Annotated in this window: 18 protein-coding genes; 11 read left to right on the top strand and 7 right to left on the bottom strand. The window is 67.4% G+C overall.

The annotated features are described in order from the left end of the window. Position 1: 1 nt before the first annotated feature. Together HZR14_RS10715 and HZR14_RS10710 are read right to left on the bottom strand one after the other, a co-directional pair. Positions 2–478, bottom strand: coding sequence for a DUF7384 family protein (locus tag HZR14_RS10715; RefSeq protein WP_181692866.1), 477 nt, complete (start codon positions 476–478; stop codon positions 2–4). Between the two features lie 156 nt (positions 479–634). Next, complete coding sequence (locus HZR14_RS10710) at positions 635–1711, bottom strand: putative sulfate/molybdate transporter (RefSeq protein ID WP_370464975.1); 1077 nt, start codon at positions 1709–1711, stop codon at positions 635–637. A gap of 181 nt (positions 1712–1892) precedes the next feature. On the opposite strand from HZR14_RS10710, the gene HZR14_RS10705 reads away from it, so the two are divergent. The 7 genes from HZR14_RS10705 to HZR14_RS10675 all read left to right on the top strand — a co-directional run bounded on the left by HZR14_RS10705 (position 1893) and on the right by HZR14_RS10675 (position 9043). Beyond that, positions 1893–2294, top strand: a complete 402-nt coding sequence (locus tag HZR14_RS10705) for a hypothetical protein (protein ID WP_181692864.1) — start codon at positions 1893–1895, stop codon at positions 2292–2294. Between the two features lie 102 nt (positions 2295–2396). After that, complete coding sequence (locus HZR14_RS10700; RefSeq protein WP_181692863.1) at positions 2397–2705, top strand: transcription initiation factor IIB family protein; 309 nt, start codon at positions 2397–2399, stop codon at positions 2703–2705. A 120-nt stretch (positions 2706–2825) separates the two neighbouring features. Beyond that, the gene (locus tag HZR14_RS10695; protein ID WP_181692862.1) at positions 2826–5663 is read left to right on the top strand and encodes an oligosaccharyl transferase, archaeosortase A system-associated; all 2838 of its coding nucleotides are present in this window, start codon (positions 2826–2828) and stop codon (positions 5661–5663) included. Then, complete coding sequence (locus tag HZR14_RS10690; RefSeq protein ID WP_181692861.1) at positions 5660–6604, top strand: DUF368 domain-containing protein; 945 nt, start codon at positions 5660–5662, stop codon at positions 6602–6604. The genes HZR14_RS10695 and HZR14_RS10690 overlap by 4 nt, the downstream gene beginning before the upstream one ends. A 24-nt stretch (positions 6605–6628) precedes the next feature. After that, positions 6629–7207: a rhomboid family intramembrane serine protease gene (locus HZR14_RS10685; protein WP_181692860.1), complete on the top strand. Its 579-nt coding sequence runs from the start codon at positions 6629–6631 to the stop codon at positions 7205–7207. 95 nt (positions 7208–7302) lie between these two features. Continuing rightward, the gene (locus HZR14_RS10680; RefSeq protein WP_181692859.1) at positions 7303–7998 is read left to right on the top strand and encodes an RNase P subunit p30 family protein; all 696 of its coding nucleotides are present in this window, start codon (positions 7303–7305) and stop codon (positions 7996–7998) included. Positions 7999–8089: 91 nt separating this feature from the next. After that, a complete protein-coding gene (locus HZR14_RS10675; RefSeq protein ID WP_181692858.1) occupies positions 8090–9043 on the top strand; it encodes a hypothetical protein in 954 nt (317 codons plus the stop codon). Positions 9044–9071: 28 nt separating this feature from the next. Here HZR14_RS10675 and HZR14_RS10670 read toward each other — a convergent pair whose 3' ends face one another. Both HZR14_RS10670 and HZR14_RS14440 read right to left on the bottom strand, forming a co-directional pair. Then, entirely contained in the window at positions 9072–9533 is a 462-nt protein-coding gene (locus tag HZR14_RS10670) for a hypothetical protein (RefSeq protein WP_181692857.1), read from the bottom strand. 58 nt (positions 9534–9591) lie between these two features. Further along, a complete protein-coding gene (locus tag HZR14_RS14440) occupies positions 9592–11298 on the bottom strand; it encodes a P-type ATPase actuator domain-containing protein (protein WP_255479242.1) in 1707 nt (568 codons plus the stop codon). A 138-nt stretch (positions 11299–11436) separates the two neighbouring features. On the opposite strand from HZR14_RS14440, the gene HZR14_RS10660 reads away from it, so the two are divergent. From HZR14_RS10660 to hflX, 4 genes are all read left to right on the top strand, one after another. Continuing rightward, positions 11437–11922: an Rpp14/Pop5 family protein gene (locus HZR14_RS10660; protein ID WP_181692856.1), complete on the top strand. Its 486-nt coding sequence runs from the start codon at positions 11437–11439 to the stop codon at positions 11920–11922. 2 nt (positions 11923–11924) lie between these two features. Further along, the gene (gene psmA / locus HZR14_RS10655; RefSeq protein WP_181692855.1) at positions 11925–12686 is read left to right on the top strand and encodes an archaeal proteasome endopeptidase complex subunit alpha; all 762 of its coding nucleotides are present in this window, start codon (positions 11925–11927) and stop codon (positions 12684–12686) included. A gap of 59 nt (positions 12687–12745) precedes the next feature. Further along, positions 12746–13471, top strand: a complete 726-nt coding sequence (locus HZR14_RS10650) for a ribosome assembly factor SBDS (protein ID WP_181692854.1) — start codon at positions 12746–12748, stop codon at positions 13469–13471. A 171-nt stretch (positions 13472–13642) separates the two neighbouring features. Continuing rightward, entirely contained in the window at positions 13643–14950 is a 1308-nt protein-coding gene (gene hflX, locus HZR14_RS10645) for a GTPase HflX (protein WP_181692853.1), read from the top strand. A gap of 108 nt (positions 14951–15058) precedes the next feature. Here hflX and moaC read toward each other — a convergent pair whose 3' ends face one another. The 3 genes from moaC to HZR14_RS10630 form a co-directional block, all read right to left on the bottom strand. Then, positions 15059–15541 (bottom strand): cyclic pyranopterin monophosphate synthase MoaC, encoded by a 483-nt coding sequence (gene moaC / locus HZR14_RS10640; RefSeq protein WP_181692852.1) that lies wholly within the window; start codon positions 15539–15541, stop codon positions 15059–15061. A 49-nt stretch (positions 15542–15590) separates the two neighbouring features. Continuing rightward, entirely contained in the window at positions 15591–17030 is a 1440-nt protein-coding gene (locus HZR14_RS10635; protein ID WP_181692851.1) for an NAD(P)H-hydrate dehydratase, read from the bottom strand. Between the two features lie 70 nt (positions 17031–17100). Then, positions 17101–17379 (bottom strand): acylphosphatase, encoded by a 279-nt coding sequence (locus HZR14_RS10630; RefSeq protein ID WP_181692850.1) that lies wholly within the window; start codon positions 17377–17379, stop codon positions 17101–17103. Between the last annotated feature and the right edge of the window lie 369 nt (positions 17380–17748).

The following is a 17748-nucleotide window of genomic DNA, read 5'->3' as shown; positions in this document are numbered from 1 at the left end:
CTCACCGCGGCTTCCGGTCCGGCCCCGGGTACGCCCCCTCGAAGGTCAGTTCGTAGATCGTCGCCGGATCGACGACCGCGAGAAACGCCTCGGGCGAACGGACGCTCACCTCGATGAGGCCGCGTAGGCTCGCCCCGGCTTCGGCGCTCCGGAGACGCTCGTCGAACGTGACGAGCTGGGCCGCGTCCCCGCGGTAGGCGGCCGCGAGCGCCGGCCGATCGTCGGGTGGCTGCTCGACGACGACGGCGAGTTCGTCCATTTTCGTCCGCCAGTCGTCGGCCAGCGCCCGACCCGCCAGCGACTCGACGGCCCCCGCCGCCTCCTCGAGCAGCGGCTCGGTCGCGACGACGTCGAGCCACGAGTGCGATCGAACGACGTCCATCACCTCCCTGGCCGACCCGCCGACGAGGAGGTCCGCGGCGAGCACGTCGGCGTCCGCGACGACCCGCGTCGGGTCGGGCTCGCGGCCCTCACTCACGGCCACGACGCTCCCGGAGGGCTGCCCGTATCTCCTCGGGGTCGACCCCGTACGTGTCGGCGCGTTCGAATAGATCGTCCCACGACATGTCTTCCCGAAGCGGCCCCCGAGCTAAAAGTCTCATACTGTCGGCTATAATTTCGTGAAGCTATCGCGTCACCGCCCGAGTCGCCACCAGACGATCCCGGCGAGGAACGCGATCCCGACGTTCGTTGCCACGCCGAGGATCCCGACCGACGCAACGAACAGCGGCCGATCCGTCGAGGCGAACGCCACGTGAGCCAACGATCCGGCGACGACGACCAACAGGACACCCAGGAGGGCCATCGGGAAGGAAACGAGGAGGTCGGCGACGAGTGCCACTCCGAGATAGAACGCGCCGGCGAGTATGTTCGCCGTTCCCGTCCGCGCGCCGAAGGCGTGTTTGCCCGCGAGGCCGCCGGAGCCGTGGCACATCGGGAGCGCGCCGAACGGCACCGCGACGAGGTTCATGATACCCATACTCTCTGCGAGGCGGTCCGGCGAGACGTCGGCGTCGTAGAGATCCGAGAGGAGAAGCGACGTCGCGATCGCGGCGTTGCCGACCGTCATCGCGAGTTGGGCGAGTACCCCCTCCGCGGCGTCGATCGAAATCACCGGGGGGCCGGCCGGAAACACCGCGGGCGCGGGAAGCGCCGGCTGCGGGAGGCCACCCGATGCGACCGCCCACAGCCCGCCGACCGCGAGGAGGGCGAGCGCGACGGCGCGCCGCGATACGAGCGCGACGGCGGCCGCGAGGGCTACCCCGGCACCGGCCACGCCGGGGGCGGCGGCGACGGGGTCGACGGCGGCGACGACGAGCAGGCAGGCGACGGCGAACTGGATCCCCCGGACGACCGGCTCCCCGACCGCGGCTTCGATCGTCGTGAGCCACCCCCGGCGGCCGGCGACGAGTAATACCCCGCCGGCGAGCAGCCCCGCCGCGAGGAGTTCTCCGTGGGTGAGACCGCCGGCGACCGCGAGACCGGCGAGGGCTTTCATGGGTTCGACGGACAGCGGGACGCCGTAGCTGATTCCCCAGACCACCTGGAAGACGGCGAACCCGACGAGCAGGTGCGGAAGCGAGGCCGGCGTCAACAGGCCGAGCGCGACGACTAGCGGCAGGACCGTAATCGAATCCCCTATCGCACCCGTGAGCTCGCCGACGCCAAATCCGAACCGCTCCGACGCCGGGAGCCGGTTCGAAACCGACACGGAAGTCCCGTACGGCCGCATCTATCACAAACGTTCCGGAAGATACATCGGTTTATTCGCCTCGGCCACGTACCAAAATATGGTTACGCAGGTCGGGACGTATCGAGCGCTCTATGGATCCCCGTCGCGTCCCGCCCGTCCGGACGGTGGTTTATAAGTTCCTGGGCGACGATGGTCCGATGTGCAACGACCGGAACTCCTCGCCGGCGGCGACCGAACCCACCCGGACGAGAGCGAGTACTGGTCGTGGGTCGCGGGCGCACTCTATATACTGCTGACCGCGGACCTGCTGACGACGCTCTACGCGGCGGACATCCACGGCGTGGCTGCGGAGGCAAACCCCTACATGCGGTGGGCACTCGGAGAGGGGCTCTCCGTCGTCGTCATACTCAATCTCAGTGCCCTCGTCGTGCTGGCGGGACTGTTCGCCGGCTACTTTCGGCTCCTGCGGACGGCCGAGGGGATCGAGGCGTGGATGTTGGCCCGGAGTTTCGAGGTGTGGATCGGGGGCGTAATCGCCGTCGGCCTGTTCGTCTTCGCGAACAACCTCGCGGTCATCGTCTACGGCCGGTCGCTCATTTGATACTGACGGCTCCCAGTCCGTGCGCACTGTCGATTCACCCTGCGGTCGGCCCGCTCCACGTCGGAGGGATTTTTATATACTCGGACACATCAGTAGACGCGTATGTACCGCGCCCGTGACCACGTCGAAAACGAGCGGTGGCTGGTCGCCATCGACGATGCGGCCGAGCGACTCGGCCTGGGGAGCGAGGCGAAGTCGCGCGCGACTGATCTGTTTCTCTCGACGGTTCCGGAGGCGGATCGGTCGAAACAGGCGGTGGTCGCGGCTAGCCTCTATGCGGGCGCGCTCATCGCCGGCGAGCGTCGTTCGCAGTCCGCGGTCGCGGACGCCGCCGGCGTATCGAGGCTGACCGTTCAGAGCCGCTGGAAGGGGCTACTGGAGGCCGCGGGACTCGAAGCCCCGCAGTGGTAGGCGGCCCCCGTCGACCCGCCGGTCGGGGGTGAACCGATCCGTCCGGCATCCCCGATTTTGATACGCGCTCCGAAGCGTAATGGAAAAGGCTTATGCGCGTTTTGGCAGTGTATTCGGGCAATGAGCCAGCGGTTCGACGCGTTCGAAGAGCGACTCGCGGAGTACGAGTCGCAGATCGATACTGTCTATCGTCTGTATCACATCCCCGTCCTCGCAGCCCTCATGGCGTTCATGTTGTGGGTCCGGGTGCGCAACTACGCGAACCATATCGGTGCGGACGGGGAACCCCTCTACAACGGGAACGACGCGTACTACCACTACCGATCGACGAACTACGTCATCGAGAACTTCCCCGCCACCATGCCGTTCGACCCCTGGACCGGGTTCGACGTCGGCGCACGTGCCGGACAGTTCGGCACCATCTTCGATCAGGCGGTCGCGACGGTCGCGTTGGTCGTCGGACTCGGATCGCCCTCCCAGGAGACGGTCGTCACGACGACGCTGTTTGCCGCCCCGGTGATCGCGATGCTGTGTGCGATCCCGATGTACTACGTCGGCAAGCGTCTCGGCGGCCGCTTCGGCGGCCTCATCGCCGTGCTCGTCCTCGCGTTGACGCCGGGGATGTTCCTCACTCGAAGCGTCGCGGGGTCGTTCGACCACCAGATCGCGGAGGTGTTCTTTTCGCTCGTCGTCCTCGCCGTCGGGATGAAGTTCCTCGCCGTCGCACAGCGGGAGGGCGTGATCTACGAGTTCATCCGGACGCGCGAGTTCGGGCTGCTCCGCGAGCCCATGAAGTGGGCCGTAGCTCTCGGTGTCGTACTCACGCTCGCGGTCCTCAACTGGCCGCCGGCGATCTTCCTCTTCGGACTCTTCGGGGTATTCCTCTTTTTCGCCCTCTCGCTCGAGTTCCTCCGTGGCCACAGCCCGGATCACGTCGCGATCCCCTCGGTCGTTGCGATGCTGACGGCGGCGGTGTTGATCACCCCCTTCCTGCAGACGACCGGGCTACAGCCGACCGACTACTCGATCGCTCACCCCCTCCTCGCGGTGGCCGTCGCCGTCGGCGCCGCGTTCATGGCCGCGGTCGCCCGCCTGTGGGAGCAACGGGGGCTTCCTCGGGCGGCTTACCCGGTCGGTATCGTGGGCTCGGGGCTCGTCGGCGTCGCTGTCCTCGCCGTCGTCACGCCCGATACGCTCGGGTTCTTTATCCGTCAGTTCGAGCGCGTCGCCGGCCTCGGGACGACTGATACTATCGCGACCATCGGCGAAGCCCAGGCACCGAGCGACCCGCTCTCGCTGTTCTATCGGAATTACGGCCTCGGATTCTACACCGCGGTGCTCGGACTCGTACTCGTGTTGTACCGGGTCGTCTCGCGGACGCGCCCGCGGGCCGATTACCTGCTCGTCGCGGTCTTCGGTGGGCTCATGCTGTTGTTCACCCTGACTCAGCAACGCTTCGAGATACACTTCGTCGTCGCCGTCGCCGCCGGAAACGCCTACGTCGTCGGCTGGGTGTATCAGTTCGTCGAACTCGACAACGTCCGTACGGACATCACGGCGGTCAAACCCTATCAGATACTCATCGTCCTCGCGATCCTCTTCGTCATTACCGGGCCGCTCGTCGTAACAGGGGCGACGCTCTCGACGGCCGAGGGCGCGTCCCAGCCGGGCGAAATGCAACAGTGGTCCGAGAGCCTCGATTGGCTCTCCGAGGAGACGCCGGAGGTCGGCGCGTATGGCTCCGGGGACGATCCGCGTCTCGACTATTATGGGACCTATGAGAACACGGACGACTTTGAGTACGTGGACGGCGAGTACGGCGTGCTCGCGTGGTGGGACTACGGCCACTATATCACGACCCGCGGCGAGCGGGTTCCGGTCGCGAATCCCTTCCAGCAACACGCCACCGAGTCCGCCGACTTCCTGCTCGCCGGGGAGGAAGAACGCGCGATCGAGATCCTCGACGAGGACCAGCCCGACGGCGAGGGCGTCCGATACGTGATGGTCGACTACCCGCTCGGCTACGCCGGTACGCAAAAGTACAACGCCCCGACGGCGTTCGAATCCCGCCACAACGTGAGCAGCGGGGACGTCGGCGTCCAGGTGGTGAACCAACAGGGTCAGCGACTCTACGGTGCCCATACCCAGCGCGGCTACGAGAGCATGCGCGTCCGGCTGTATCAACACCACGGGAGCGCACAGGAGGCCGGCCCGGTGACCATCAACTTCGGGCAGTACTCCGAGGCGGACGGCGTCGCGACGCTTCCGGAGGGGGCCTCCGGGCTCGACGACCTGTTCACCCAACACGACAGCGTCGAGGCCGCACGCGAGGCCGCCGAAAACGACCCGACCGTCGTCCACGGCGGCGTCTTGGGACAGCAAGCAGAACGGACCGAAGCGCTCGAACACTTCCGGTTGGTCCACGCCGGCGGGCCGACCACCCAGTCGCCGTTCGATCGGCTCGCCCCCGGCCAGACGATCGGTGACAACGAATCGTGGGTGAAGACCTTCGAGCGCGTCGACGGCGCGACGATCGACGGCAGCGGGCCGGAGAACACCGAGGTTCGAGCGAGCGTCGAGATGAAGGTCGGTGCGACCAACGAGACGTTCACCTACACCCAGTACGCCGACACCGATGCCGAGGGCAACTTCGAGATGACCGTCCCGTACTCGACGACCGGCTACGACGAGTACGGTCCCGAAACCGGCCACACGAACGTCGACGTACGCGCCAACAGCAGCTACCAGTTCGTCGCACCCGAGGCGGGTGCCTTCGGCCAGGCCGACGTGACCGAAGGCCACGTCGTCGGCGAGGACGAGACGCCCGTCACAGTCGAACTCGAGGTCCCGCAGCTCGAAGCCCAGCCCGGAGGCGAAACGACCCAGGACGGATCGACCCAGGACGGATCGACCCAGGACGGAACCGTCGAGGAGAGCCGGGGCGTACGCGCTGAATGAGCCGAGGTGCCGGGATCCGATCCTGGCTCTCGGTCTACCTGAAAGGTGCGTGCATGGGGGCGGCCGACACCGTTCCGGGCGTCTCCGGCGGAACGATCGCGGTGATACTCGGCGTCTACGAGCGGCTGATCGCCGCGCTGACGTCGCTCGATCTCCGCTCGCTCGGGCACCTCCGCGTGATTCATACCCGGCGGGGGCGTGCGGCCCTCGTGGGCGACCTCCTCCGGGCGGACGCCCCGTTCCTGTTCGTGCTCGGAGCGGGGGTGTTGTCGGCCGCGGCAACGGTCGCGACGGCGATGAACGTCGCGGTTACGCGGTATCCGGCTCCGACCTACGCCTTCTTTTCGGGGCTCATCGGTGCCTCCGCGGTCGTCCTGTATCGCTACGTCGACGCCGGCACCGCCCGACGGGTACTCGTCGCGGCGGCCGGCTTTTCCGGGGCTTTTCTCGTCACCGACCCGTCTCTCGCCGGCGCGAGGCCGACGACGCTGCCGGTACTGTTCGTCGCCGGGATGGTCGCCATCTCCGCGATGGTACTCCCGGGGATCTCCGGGGCGTTTCTGTTGCTCGTCATGGGCCAATACGAGTACGTCAGCGGGATCCCCCGGCGGGTCCTCGGCGGAATCGACGCCGCTCTGAGCGGGAACGTCCAGCCGCTCGTCGAGTCGCTGGTCCCCCTCCTCGCGTTCGGCTCCGGCGCGCTCGTCGGGCTGTTTTCGGTCGCCTACGTCGTTCGGGCGGCGCTCGAACGGTATAGAGACGCGACGTTCGTTTTCCTCGTTAGCCTGATGCTCGGCGCGCTCAGACTCCCGATCCGCGAGGTGGCCGAAAACGCCGGCTCGGTCTCCGTGGGGGTCGTGGCGACGATCGGCGTCTCCGTCGTCTGTGGCGTGGCCGTGGTGTCGGTATTGGACCACTACACCGACGAACTGCAGTACTAAGACCGTCGAGCCCGAACCCGTCGTATGGCTCTCCGTCCGGTCTTTACGACCCTCGTGCTCTGTCTCGGCACGTTCGCCGCCCAGGCGGCCGGCGGCGCCGTCGGCGTCGGCCCGGGGGTGTTCGCGCTGTCGCTCCCGCTCGACCACCAGCCGTGGACGCTCCTCACGAGCGTCTACGCCCACGGCGGCCCCGGCCACCTCCTCGCGAACGTCCTCGCGCTGCTCGTCGTCGGGCCGCTCGTGGCGTCCGTGACGACGACAGTGCGGTTCCACGCCTTTTTTCTCAGCACCGGGTCGGTCGCCGGGATCGTCCAGGTCGTCGTCGCGGTCCCGTTCGGCGGGGCCGCCGTCCTCGGATCCAGCGGCGCGATATTCGCGCTGCTCGGATACCTGCTCGTCGGGAACCGCGCCTCCGAGCGCGTGCTCGCGTGGCTCCCGCTCGGCCGCCGCGGCCGGTTCGCCGTCTTCGCCGTGCTCGCGGCGATTCTCACCGCGGCGACGGCCGCACCGGGGGTCGCGCTCGCGGCCCACTTTTCGGGGTTCTGTCTGGGTGCCGGCGCGGGGCGACTCCGAGTGTTGCACGTCGCCCCGTCGGGACGGTGAGCGGTGGCCCCGGGCATCGGGGGCGGTCGGGATCCGTTCGCGAAACGTGGCCCCGAGACACAACAGCAAAGTCCCCCAGTCACGACCGGTGTCGTATGTACGAGGCCGTCCACGCCTACCCCGACGGACGGGCGACCGTCGCCCGGCTCGCAAAACGCGCCGCGACGTGCGGGTACGAGGGTATCGTGGTCCGAAACCACGGCGACGCGCAGGCGAGCTACGACGCCGACCGCGTCGCCGAGGCCTACGGTATCGACGTCGTCGTCGGGATCGAGATCCGAGCCGATGCTCCGGGGCGGGCGAGCGGGCTGATCGGGAACTACCGTTCGAAGCGGACCGTCGTCTGCGTACACGGGGGCGAACTGAACCGGTTCGCGGTCGAGCAGCCACAGGTCGACGTGCTCACCCACCCGATGGACGACGGCGACGTCAACCACGTCCTCGCAAAGACGGCGGCCGAGAACGGCGTCCACGTGGAGTTCAACTTCGGCCGGGTGTTGGGATCCGACGGCGGACAGCGCGTACAGGCGATTCAGGGGCTCCGGAAGCTCCGCGAGTTGGTCGAACAGTACGACACCCCCTACGTCGTCTCGGCGGACGTCGACTCGCATCTGGCGCTGCGTGCGCCGCGGGAGTTGCTCGCCCTCGGCGAGACGATCGGGTTCGACAGGGAGACCATCGAGACCGGCCTGCGAGCCTGGGGCGAGATCGCAACGCGAAACCGACAGCGGCAGTCCGGATCGGTTCTCGAACCCGGCGTGTGGATCGAACCGAGCCGAAGCGACGGGTGAGCGGCGGGCGTTCCGGTGGTCCGTCCACGGCCTCGGCGACGTGAGCCGCGACCTTTTTAAGTACCAGGCGCTCGAACGAGCAGGCGTTCCAATGCGCCGTCGCGTCCTCCTCGGTCGTCTCGCCGGCGGGATCGTCGCTCTCGCCGGGTGTATCGACGGCGAACCGGAGACAGCCCCCGAGGCCGACCGGCGATCACAGCCACAGCGGTCGGGGCCGGAGCCGACGACGCCGGCGGATCCGGACCCGGCCCCGCCGTCCACGGTCACGAGGATCGAGGCCCCCCGCCGAAAGCGCGTCGGCGTGCCGTTCAGGCTCCGCATCGTCGTCGAGAACACCGGCGAGGCGGTCCGGACGATCGAGCGGACCGTACGTGATCTGACGGCCGATGACCCCGTCGGAACGTTCTCGGGGGCCCTCGGGCCGGGCGAGCGACTGTCCTGGGAGAGCCCACCGATGACCTACGAGGCGGTCCCGGCGTCCGGGACCGCCCTCTTCGGGATCGAGGAAACCGACCGACTGGCCGGCGTCCGGATCTTCGAGTCGCTGCATCCTCGATCGTCTCACACCTACGACGACGGTCTCAGACTCGACGTGAATGGGGTTCGGATCCTCCGCGCGTACGCCCACGAAATCGGCGGCGAGCGCCGTTGGCACGCCGCGGCAGACGGCTCGCGGTTCGCGTTCGTGTTCGTCTCCGTCAGCGGCGTTCGTGGCGATGACGGGGTCCGCTCGCCGCCGTCGCGGGCGGGGCTGTCGCTGCGGGCCGGCGAATCGGTGGTTCGGCCGAGGCGGACGCGCTACGCTCCGCAAACGGGAGCGGTCGCTCCCTCGAAGTTCCTCGACGACAGATACGGGATGACGCCGACCGAGGACGTCCCGGAGTACGATCCGGCCGACGTCCGGCGGCGGGCCGGGGGCGATCGGCGTCCGACCGACGCCGTTTACGACGACGCCACCGCTGCCCCCGACCGGACGCTGTGGCTGGCCTACGCCGTTCCGGCCGGCGTTCACGCCGATGGGGTCCGGCTGTTGGCGAGTCGGTAACCCTCCGGCTATTGGCGAGTCGGTGCCGTCAGCCCGCTCTGGCACCGACTGCCGCCCCGATGGCTCCCGAAACGGCCGAGGCCACCGCGGCGACGGCGAGCGTGAGGAGAAACGACCGCGTCCAGATCGTCCCGATCGGGGTACCGGCGGAGCCCAGCGTCGCCACGGTCGCACCCACGAGGACGGCCCCGACGAGTCCGGTGACGGCCGCGGTCCCGATGGCGCGTACCGGGGCGAAAAGGCCCCGGCCGAGGGTAATTCCGACGACGACACTGACGACCGGAGCCAGTACCGACGCGGTGACCGCGAGCCCGATCAGCACCGTCTCGATGAACGCCGGGCCGAGTTCCTCGACCGCGTCGCCGGTCGCCGCCGCGAGAAAGTGTGCGTGGGCCCACCTCGCGCCGGCGAACGCGACCGTACCGGCGGCGAGGCTCACCCCGACGTACACGACCACGACGCCGATCACGGTGTCACGCCCTCGTGTCATCTGTGCCTCCGAAGGGATAGCGCGTCCCGATAAATTAACGCTGGGGATCGAGATTCCATCACTCGCCCTCCACGTGGAGCCAGCTCCGATCGAGGGGAAGCGTCCACGACTCGTCGACGTAGTCCGCCGCCTCGATCCGGAGGACGTCGTCCTCGTTGATCGTCGACCGGTAGACGTCGTCTCCCGGCGATTTATCGACGGAAGCGGATCCGCCGGCCAGTGCCGACTCGTCGACCGTGGACTCCCCGTCGGTGACGACACCGTCGACTGGGATCCGCTCGCCGGGACGAACCCGAATCACGTCTCCGGCTTCGACGTCCCCGATCGGTATCGTGATGGCCACTTCACCGTCACCGTCGTCGTTACCATCGTCGTCGCTGCCATCGCCGTCGTCGTTGCCGTCGAACGACGAGAAGTCGACGTCGTTGTCGTCGTTGTCGTTGTCGTTGTCGTCGCTATCATCGTCGTCGCGGATCACGACGGCCTCGTCGCGTTGGAGGTCCGTTTTCGGCGCTCGGGACGGCGTGGTACGGTCCTCTACGGGCGTCCGGGACGGCGCGGCGACGACGACGAACTCGCCGAACTGCTTAAACAACGCATAGATGACGTCCCCGCCGAGGCGGTATCGGACCTGTTGCCACTCGGAGTCGCCGATGGTGACGGTCCGTTCGGCCTCCAAGAACACGGGACCATCGAGCAGCGACGCCCTCGCCGCCGCCGCCGCCTCGAAACGTTCGTATCGCTGGACGTAGATCGGCCAGGAGACGAACTCCTCCGTATAGATCCCGAGGGGGCCGCCGTCGTAGTCGGCCCAGTCGTTGACGACGACCTCGAGTTCGTCCCGTCGGCCCTCGGGGACCGAGACCGGCTCGAAGCGCTCGTCGAAGGTATCGGTCGGTTCCCACCTCGTCGAACCGGCCGGCGAGGCGGCGGGGTCACCGAGGAGCCGCGGATCGTTGCGGTCCTCGACGGCCTCTTCGGTGTGTGCGCGCGCCCGGAACCGGACGCCCCGAAGGTAGCGTATGCCGTAGCGAGGGTCATCAACGTACCGGATCGGGTTCAGGTATCGAAATTCGAAGAGCGTGTCGTGGATGGCGTCGTCCTCATCGTCGCGGTCGGCCCCGCCGGCAGCCATGAACGGGACGAGCCGGTTCTGGATCGGGTTCTTCGAGAGCTCCCGCTGGCGGAAAAAGAACCCCCGGATCCGCTCGTAGAAGTTGCGAAGTGACTCGAGCTCGTCGTTGACCGCGGGGCGGTCGCCGCGCTCGCCGAACCGACGGACGCGTTCGGTCGCCCGGTCGTTCCGCCGTCTAACGCGCTCCGAGAGCTCGAAGTGGGGTTCGAGTCGGTCCTCTATCGTCCTCTCGACGTGGAGGGTGACGTCGCCGAGGCGTTCGAGGTCGGACTCGGTGATCGCGGTCGTACTTTCGAGTTGGAGTATCGTCTCGATGGCCCGGTCGAGCGCGCCGGTGTAGGCCGACATCGCGTCGTCGTATTCCCTGCCGAACCACGACGCCTCGTCGAGGACACGGCGGGTCGCTTCGGCGAGCAGTCGGGTCGGTCCCTCGAGCGGCTCTGGATCGTCATCGCTGTCCGCACCGCCGCCGTTCTCATCGTCCGTGTCGTCGGTCGCCGGCGTCGGGGTCGGGGTCGGGTCACTCCCACCGCGGTCGAGATCCGCACCGTCGGTACCGAGACACCCCGCGAGCGCTGCACCGAGGCAGGCGCTACCGAGGCGGAGGACATCACGACGTTCCGCGGGCATACCACGTGAGAGGGCGGCCGTATATATATGGTTTCGTGAGTACGGGCGCGGGATACCGGGCCCGAAGGGCGGTATCGGCAACGAAGGCCGTCTGTCCGTGACCGCCGAAGCTATGTAGCGGACGGCCAAAACGCGGACGTGAAGCATCTGCCGAAGCACCTCCGGCCCCGGTGGCGGTATCTCGCGGTCGGGCTGGAGTCGTGGACCGACGCGGACGTCGGCCGTCGGGCGTTCCAACGCGAGCTGTGGTTCGCCACACAGAACCTCGTCGGCGACGCCGGCAGTGCCGAACTGGACAGCAGCGTATTGCACTTTTCGTTCGAGAACGGCGACGGCGAGGCGGTCATCAGGGTCCGCCGCGGCGAGGTCGAACGGCTGCGGGCCGTCCTCGCCACCGTCACCGCGGTCGACGGCCAGCCGATCGGGCTTTCGGTCCGTGGCGTTAGCGGCACGGTCCGGGCCTGTGAAGAAAAGTATATACGGCGTCCGCAGGTACAAATTGAGGAGAGAACCGTCGCGTTCGCTGATACCGCCCGGTCGGCCGTCACCCGGAACGACCGGGTCGACGTCGATCTCCCGGCGGGTCGCGTGGGCGCGACAGCACTCGATATTCGCGACAACTAACAATGCAGGGACAATCGCAGCAGCAGGCGTACGACCGGGGGATCACGATCTTCTCACCGGACGGCCGCCTGTACCAGGTCGAGTACGCGAGAGAGGCGGTCAAACGAGGCACGGCGTCGATCGGTATCCGGACCGAACACGGCGTCGTGTTGGTAGTCGACAAGCGCATCCGTTCGCCGCTCATGGAGCGGACGAGCGTCGAAAAGATCCACAAAGCCGACGATCACGTCGGCATCGCGAGCGCCGGTCACGTCGCCGACGCCCGCCAGCTGATCGACTTCGCGCGCCGGCAGGCACAGGTCAACCAGCTCCGGTACGGCGAGCCGATCGGCGTCGAGACACTGACGAAGGCCGTCACCGACCACATCCAACAGTACACGCAGGTCGGCGGCGCGCGCCCGTTCGGCGTCGCGTTGATCATCGGCGGCATCGAGGACGGCGAACCGCGACTCTACGAGACGGACCCCTCCGGGACCCCCTACGAGTGGCAAGCGCTCGCGGTCGGTGCCGACCGCGGCGACATCGAGGATTACCTCGAGGAGCACTACGAGGAGGACATCGACCTCGACGAGGGCATCGGGCTCGCGCTACAGGCTCTCGCATCCGTCAACGAGGACGGGCTCACTCCGGAGGGCATCGGGCTCGCAACGGTCTCGGTCGGCGAAGACGGGTTCGGAAAACTGTCCGACGAGGAGATCCAGTCTTACCTCGACGATCACGACCTGCTCGCCGACGAGGACGCCGACGCCGACGCCGAGGAGTAGTCCCGACCGTCCGCGGCTCTTTGGGAACACCTTTTATTTCGCCCCGCCTACCGGTACGTATGATATCGCTTGACGAGGCTGTGACAGCGCGGCTCGAGTCCCACGGCCAGCGGTTCGAGGTGCTCGTCGATCCGGACGCCGCCCTCACGATCAAGCGTGGGGAGTTCGACGGCGACCTCGAGGACGTCATCGCCGCCGAGGACGTCTTCGAGGACGCGTCGACGGGTGATCGGCCGCCGGAGAACGCCCTCGAGGAGGTCTTCGAGACGACGGACCCCCTGGAGATCATCCCCGAGGTCATCCAACGCGGCGAAATACAGATCACGGCCGAACAGCGCCGTGCGATGCAAGAACAAAAGCACAATCAGCTCGTCAACAAGATCGCGCGCAACGCGGTCAACCCCCAGATGGACGACGCACCTCACCCGCCGGAACGGATCGAACGCGCCCTGGAGGAAGCCGGATTCAAAGTCGATCCGATGGAGCCGGTCGAAAACCAGGTCGACGACGCTCTGGACGAACTCCGCCCGATCATTCCGATCCGTTTCGACGAGATGGTGATGGCGGTACAGGTCCCGGCGGAGTACGCTGGCAGCGCGCAGGCACAGATCCGGCAGTTCGGCGAGCTAGAGCGCGAGGAGTGGCAGTCGGACGGCTCGTGGGTCGGCGTGATTCGATTCCCCGCCGGCCTCCAAAACGACTTTTATGACGTCGTCAACGAACATACGAGCGGCGAAGCCGAAACCAGGATCGTCAAGGACGAAGACGAGATCGGCACGCGGTAGCCGGGGATCCACCGCGCCGGTACGATACGGACTGTCGTCGTCCCAGCGATCACCGCCTGTACCGTTCCGACGGTGACCGGTATATGGGTCCGGCGAGCCGTACGGGTCACGGTCCCACGATCGCATACCGAGCCCTGAAATTAAATACCGTGACGACGTAGTTGTCCGCGAGTGACTGGAACGAACGGCCGGGCTGTCGTCGCGAAACGCGTCGACGACGGCAATCCGGACACGACTGAGATACGCGATCTCGCCCACGCGGCCGGCTACACGGTCGTCGGCGAGGTGACACAGAAGCGGACGGAGGACCCCGCGCTCTGTCTCGGGGAGGGGAAGGTGGCCGAACTCGCGACGCTAATCGCCGAGACCGACGCGACGACGGTCGTCTTCGACAACCGACTCGGGCCGTACCAGACGTACAACCTCGGGAACGAGCTTCCCGAGGGCACCGAGGTGATCGATCGGTTCAAGCTCATCCTCGATATCTTCGGCCAGCGTGCCCGGACGAAGAAGGCCCAACTGCAGGTCGAACTCGCCGAACTCCGCTATGAGCTGCCGCGCGCGGAGGCGAAAGCCTCGCTCGCGAAACGCGACGAGCGCCCCGGGTTCATGGGCCTCGGGGAGTACGACGAGTCCCGCGAACGCGACATCAAAGCCCAGATCAGCCGGATCAACGACGAACTCGAGCGCATCGAACGGACCGAGGCCCACCGCCGCGAGCAGCGCCGCGAGTCGGGCTTCGACCTCGTCGCCCTCGCGGGCTATACGAACGCCGGCAAGTCGACGCTTTTGCGGCGGTTAGCGAGCGACCTCGATATCGACGAAAACGAGGGTCTACACCCGGATCTCGATGCGACGGCCGAGTCGGAGAACCGCCTCTTTACGACGCTCGGGACGACGACCCGCCGGGCGGAGTTCGACCGCCGCGACGTGTTGGTGACCGATACTGTCGGGTTCATTTCGGATCTCCCTCACTGGCTCGTCGAGTCGTTCCGGTCGACGCTCTCGGAGGTGTATCGGGCCGATCTCGTCTTGCTCGTCGTCGACGCCTCCGACCCCGTCGAGGAGATCCGAGAGAAGCTCGTCACGTGTCACGACACGCTCTATGAACGCAACGAAGCGCCGATCGTCACCGTCCTCAACAAAGCCGACCTCGTCGACGACGAGGAGCTCGAGGACAAACGCGAAGCTCTGGCGGCGCTGGCCCCCGATCCGGTCGTCATAAGCGCCAAGACCGGGACGAACGTCGATGGTCTGCGCGCCCGGATCGACGAGGAGCTGCCCGCCTGGCGCCGCGAACGGCTCGTCATCCCGATGACCGACGAAACGATGAGTCTGGTGTCGTGGATCCACGACCACGCCCACGTCGAGTCGGTCGACTACGGCAACGAGGTCACGGTCGAGTTTGAGGCCCGCCCGGCGATCATCGAGCAGGCGCGCTCGAAGGCCGGCGGACTACCGGCCCCGGCGATCGAGTAAGGAAGGCGACTCGACCGCCGTCCAGGCGTGATACGGTCGTGCGTGACTATTTTCGGCACCGCAGTGCGAAAGTGGCGGTTTCACGGTCCGAGATTCGAAGGGAACGAGTCACAGCTCCCGTTTCTCCTTCGAGACGACCTCGACGTCGCCGATCCGCGTACCGGGGTACTGGCCGTCCGCGTCCTTTTCCGCGGCCTTTATCATGTCCCAGACCACGTTCAATCCGGTCGTAACGCCCTGTAAGGCCTCCATCTCACAGCCCGTCTTGCCCGTCGTCTCGACGGCGACGGACAACTCGACGTCGTCCTCCCCGACATCGAAGCTCGTCTCGACGTTCGTGATCGGGATCTGATGGCACATCGGGATCGTCTCCCAGGTGTGTTTGACGGCGTCGATCGCACCGACGCGGGCGACGGCGAGTACGTCGCCTTTGTCGAGATCGTTCGCCCGGATCGACTCGATCGTCGAAGCCGAAAGCTCGATCCGTCCCCGGGCGAGCGCCCGGCGTGCGCTGTCGGGTTTGTCACCGACGTCGACCATCTGTGCGTCGCCTTCGTCGGTGACGTGTGTGAGGTCCGATCCGTCGCTCATATCCCGTCTTCCGCCGCGAGGGCGAAGAACCCATCGGGAGCCGACCGGCTTACCGCCCGCTGTCGGGCCAAAGCGCGGACGGCACGGCCCCGAGGAGGTCGGTCGCGACCAGCCCGTAACCGCACTCGGAGACGACGAGATCGCCCGCCCGGCCGTTGGCGTACGCGCCGAGGGCCGCCGCGTGGATCGGATCGAGCCCACACGCCATCGCGCCCGTCACGCCCGCGAGGACGTCGCCTGTCCCACCGACTGTCATTCCGGGGTTGCCCGTCCGATTGTACCGGGTCCGTTCGCCGTCGGAGAGCACGTCGACGGCACCCTTCAGGAGCACCGTCGCCCCGAGGTCGGCCGCGAGGTCGGCGACGCGGTCGGCGCGCTCGTCGGGATCGTCGGCGGCCGCCCCGCCCATCGCTTCGAATTCGCCCCGGTGTGGCGTACAGATCAGCGTCGCCTCGGTCTCGGCGTCCGGGACGGCCTGTAAGGCGTCGGCGTCGACCACGGCGGTCCCGTCGAAATCGGCGAGAAACGCCGAGACCGCGTCGAGGGAGCCGTCCGAATCCCCGAGCCCTGGGCCGACGACAACACAGTCCATCCCGGAGGCGGCCTCGAGTACGGCCGGGACGTTCGACGGAGTGATCCGGTCGCCGATCTGCGGGCGGACGATCAGGTTCTCGCTGTAGCCCTGTATCTCCGCTGCGACCGGTTCGGGGCAGGCGACGTACGCCAGATCGGCCCCCGCCCGGAGGGCCGCCTGCCCGGCGAGCGCCGGCGCGCCGGCGTAGGGGCCGCCACCGACCACGAGGACACGGCCGAAATCCCCTTTGTGGGCCGTCGGATCGCGGGAGAGGCGGAGCAGATCCCCCCGCTCGACGACCCGTTCTGCGGCCGCCGGGATACCGATATCGGCGACGGTCACGTCGGCGTCGACCGACCCGAGCCCGGGCTTGTCGTCGTGAAACGTGACGACGCGGTCTGCCTCGACGGCGAGTCCCTCGCTGTCGCCGGTGTCCGCATCGACCCCCGAGGGAACGTCGACGGCGATCACCGTCGCGTCGGCGGCGTTGATCGCCTCGGCGGCGGTCGCCTCGGGCTCTCTGAGCGCGCCCGTCACGCCGGTACCGAGCATCGCGTCGACGACGACGTCGGGGCCACCGAACCCGATCGACGCCGAGTCCGTGACCCGCTGTGTGTTCACGTCGGCTCGCCCGAGAGCGTCCCAGTTCTCCCGGGCGATCGCGGTCGAGATCGTCTCGGGACGGCCGAGGAGGTGGACGGTGACGTCGTATTCGGAGAGAAACCGTGCCGCGACGAACGCGTCGCCGCCGTTGTTCCCCCGCCCACAGACGAGTGCAACCGACGCGCCGGGGGCGGCCGTCTCGCGAACGACGCGGGCGACGGCGTTGCCCGAGGACTCCATCAGCTGTTTACGCGGCACGCCGAGCGCCTCGGCGTTTTCGTCCACCACCGCCATCTCCCTGCTCGATATCATACGCCGGTCTTCTCACCGGATCGCACTAACCGTTGTGCCGCCGCCACGTCGGGCGTGTAGAATCCGACGGCTACCGTCTGATCTCGAATCCCTCGAGCCCGGCCGGATCGCCGTACTCGACTTCGACGTCGTCGACGCGGGCGCTCGGACTGCCCGTGTGACACCACTCGACCATCGATCCGACTGTGTCTTCGGGCCCTTCGAGGACAGCTTCGACACGGCCGTCGTCGAGGTTTTTCACCCAGCCGTCGACGCCCCGCTCGCGGGCGGTATCGCGCGTCGTCGCGCGGTAGTAGACGCCCTGGACGCGCCCGGAGACGAACACGTGTGCGCGGATACGATCGTCCATGCCGACTATGGATCGGTCCCGAAAAAAAAGCCACCGGCAGCGACGCTCCGGCATCGGTTTCGACGCTGACGCCCCGACGCTAACGCTCCAGCGGGACGGCCGGCGGTCGTTCCGCTCCGCGTCCCCGTGGCTACACCGTTCGGTCGGGGTCCCCGTGGCTACCTAATACTGTCGGACGTAATTTCGTGAATACCTGAATCGTTCAGATAGACGAAACCGTACTGTGACACGACGCTCAGAGATTTTCGATTCAAGTAGTTACGTCCGACAGTATAAGACAGCGAGAGAGTCCCGGCGTTTACGCCGGGCGTGAATCGCGTCGATAGGCTGTTGAAACAGACGATTTAAGTGAAATTGGACCGGACAATC

The sequence above is a fragment of the Natronomonas salinimetallica genome (assembly GCF_013839515.1).
Lineage (GTDB): Archaea > Halobacteriota > Halobacteria > Halobacteriales > Haloarculaceae > Natronomonas.
The sequence above is the reverse complement of the archived record's forward strand: the minus strand, read 5'-3'. Positions and strand labels throughout refer to the sequence as shown.

Coding starts and splice junctions, on each gene's coding strand:
- HZR14_RS10700 (WP_181692863.1), top strand. CDS start 2,397: ATGTACCGCGCCCGTGACCACGTCGAAAACGAGCGGTGGCTGGTCGCC.
- HZR14_RS10695 (WP_181692862.1), top strand. CDS start 2,826: ATGAGCCAGCGGTTCGACGCGTTCGAAGAGCGACTCGCGGAGTACGAG.
- HZR14_RS10690 (WP_181692861.1), top strand. CDS start 5,660: ATGAGCCGAGGTGCCGGGATCCGATCCTGGCTCTCGGTCTACCTGAAA.
- HZR14_RS10685 (WP_181692860.1), top strand. CDS start 6,629: ATGGCTCTCCGTCCGGTCTTTACGACCCTCGTGCTCTGTCTCGGCACG.
- HZR14_RS10680 (WP_181692859.1), top strand. CDS start 7,303: ATGTACGAGGCCGTCCACGCCTACCCCGACGGACGGGCGACCGTCGCC.
- HZR14_RS10675 (WP_181692858.1), top strand. CDS start 8,090: ATGCGCCGTCGCGTCCTCCTCGGTCGTCTCGCCGGCGGGATCGTCGCT.
- HZR14_RS10670 (WP_181692857.1), bottom strand. CDS start 9,533: ATGACACGAGGGCGTGACACCGTGATCGGCGTCGTGGTCGTGTACGTC.
- HZR14_RS14440 (WP_255479242.1), bottom strand. CDS start 11,298: ATGCCCGCGGAACGTCGTGATGTCCTCCGCCTCGGTAGCGCCTGCCTC.
- psmA (WP_181692855.1), top strand. CDS start 11,925: ATGCAGGGACAATCGCAGCAGCAGGCGTACGACCGGGGGATCACGATC.
- HZR14_RS10650 (WP_181692854.1), top strand. CDS start 12,746: ATGATATCGCTTGACGAGGCTGTGACAGCGCGGCTCGAGTCCCACGGC.
- moaC (WP_181692852.1), bottom strand. CDS start 15,541: ATGAGCGACGGATCGGACCTCACACACGTCACCGACGAAGGCGACGCA.
- HZR14_RS10635 (WP_181692851.1), bottom strand. CDS start 17,030: ATGATATCGAGCAGGGAGATGGCGGTGGTGGACGAAAACGCCGAGGCG.
- HZR14_RS10630 (WP_181692850.1), bottom strand. CDS start 17,379: ATGGACGATCGTATCCGCGCACACGTGTTCGTCTCCGGGCGCGTCCAG.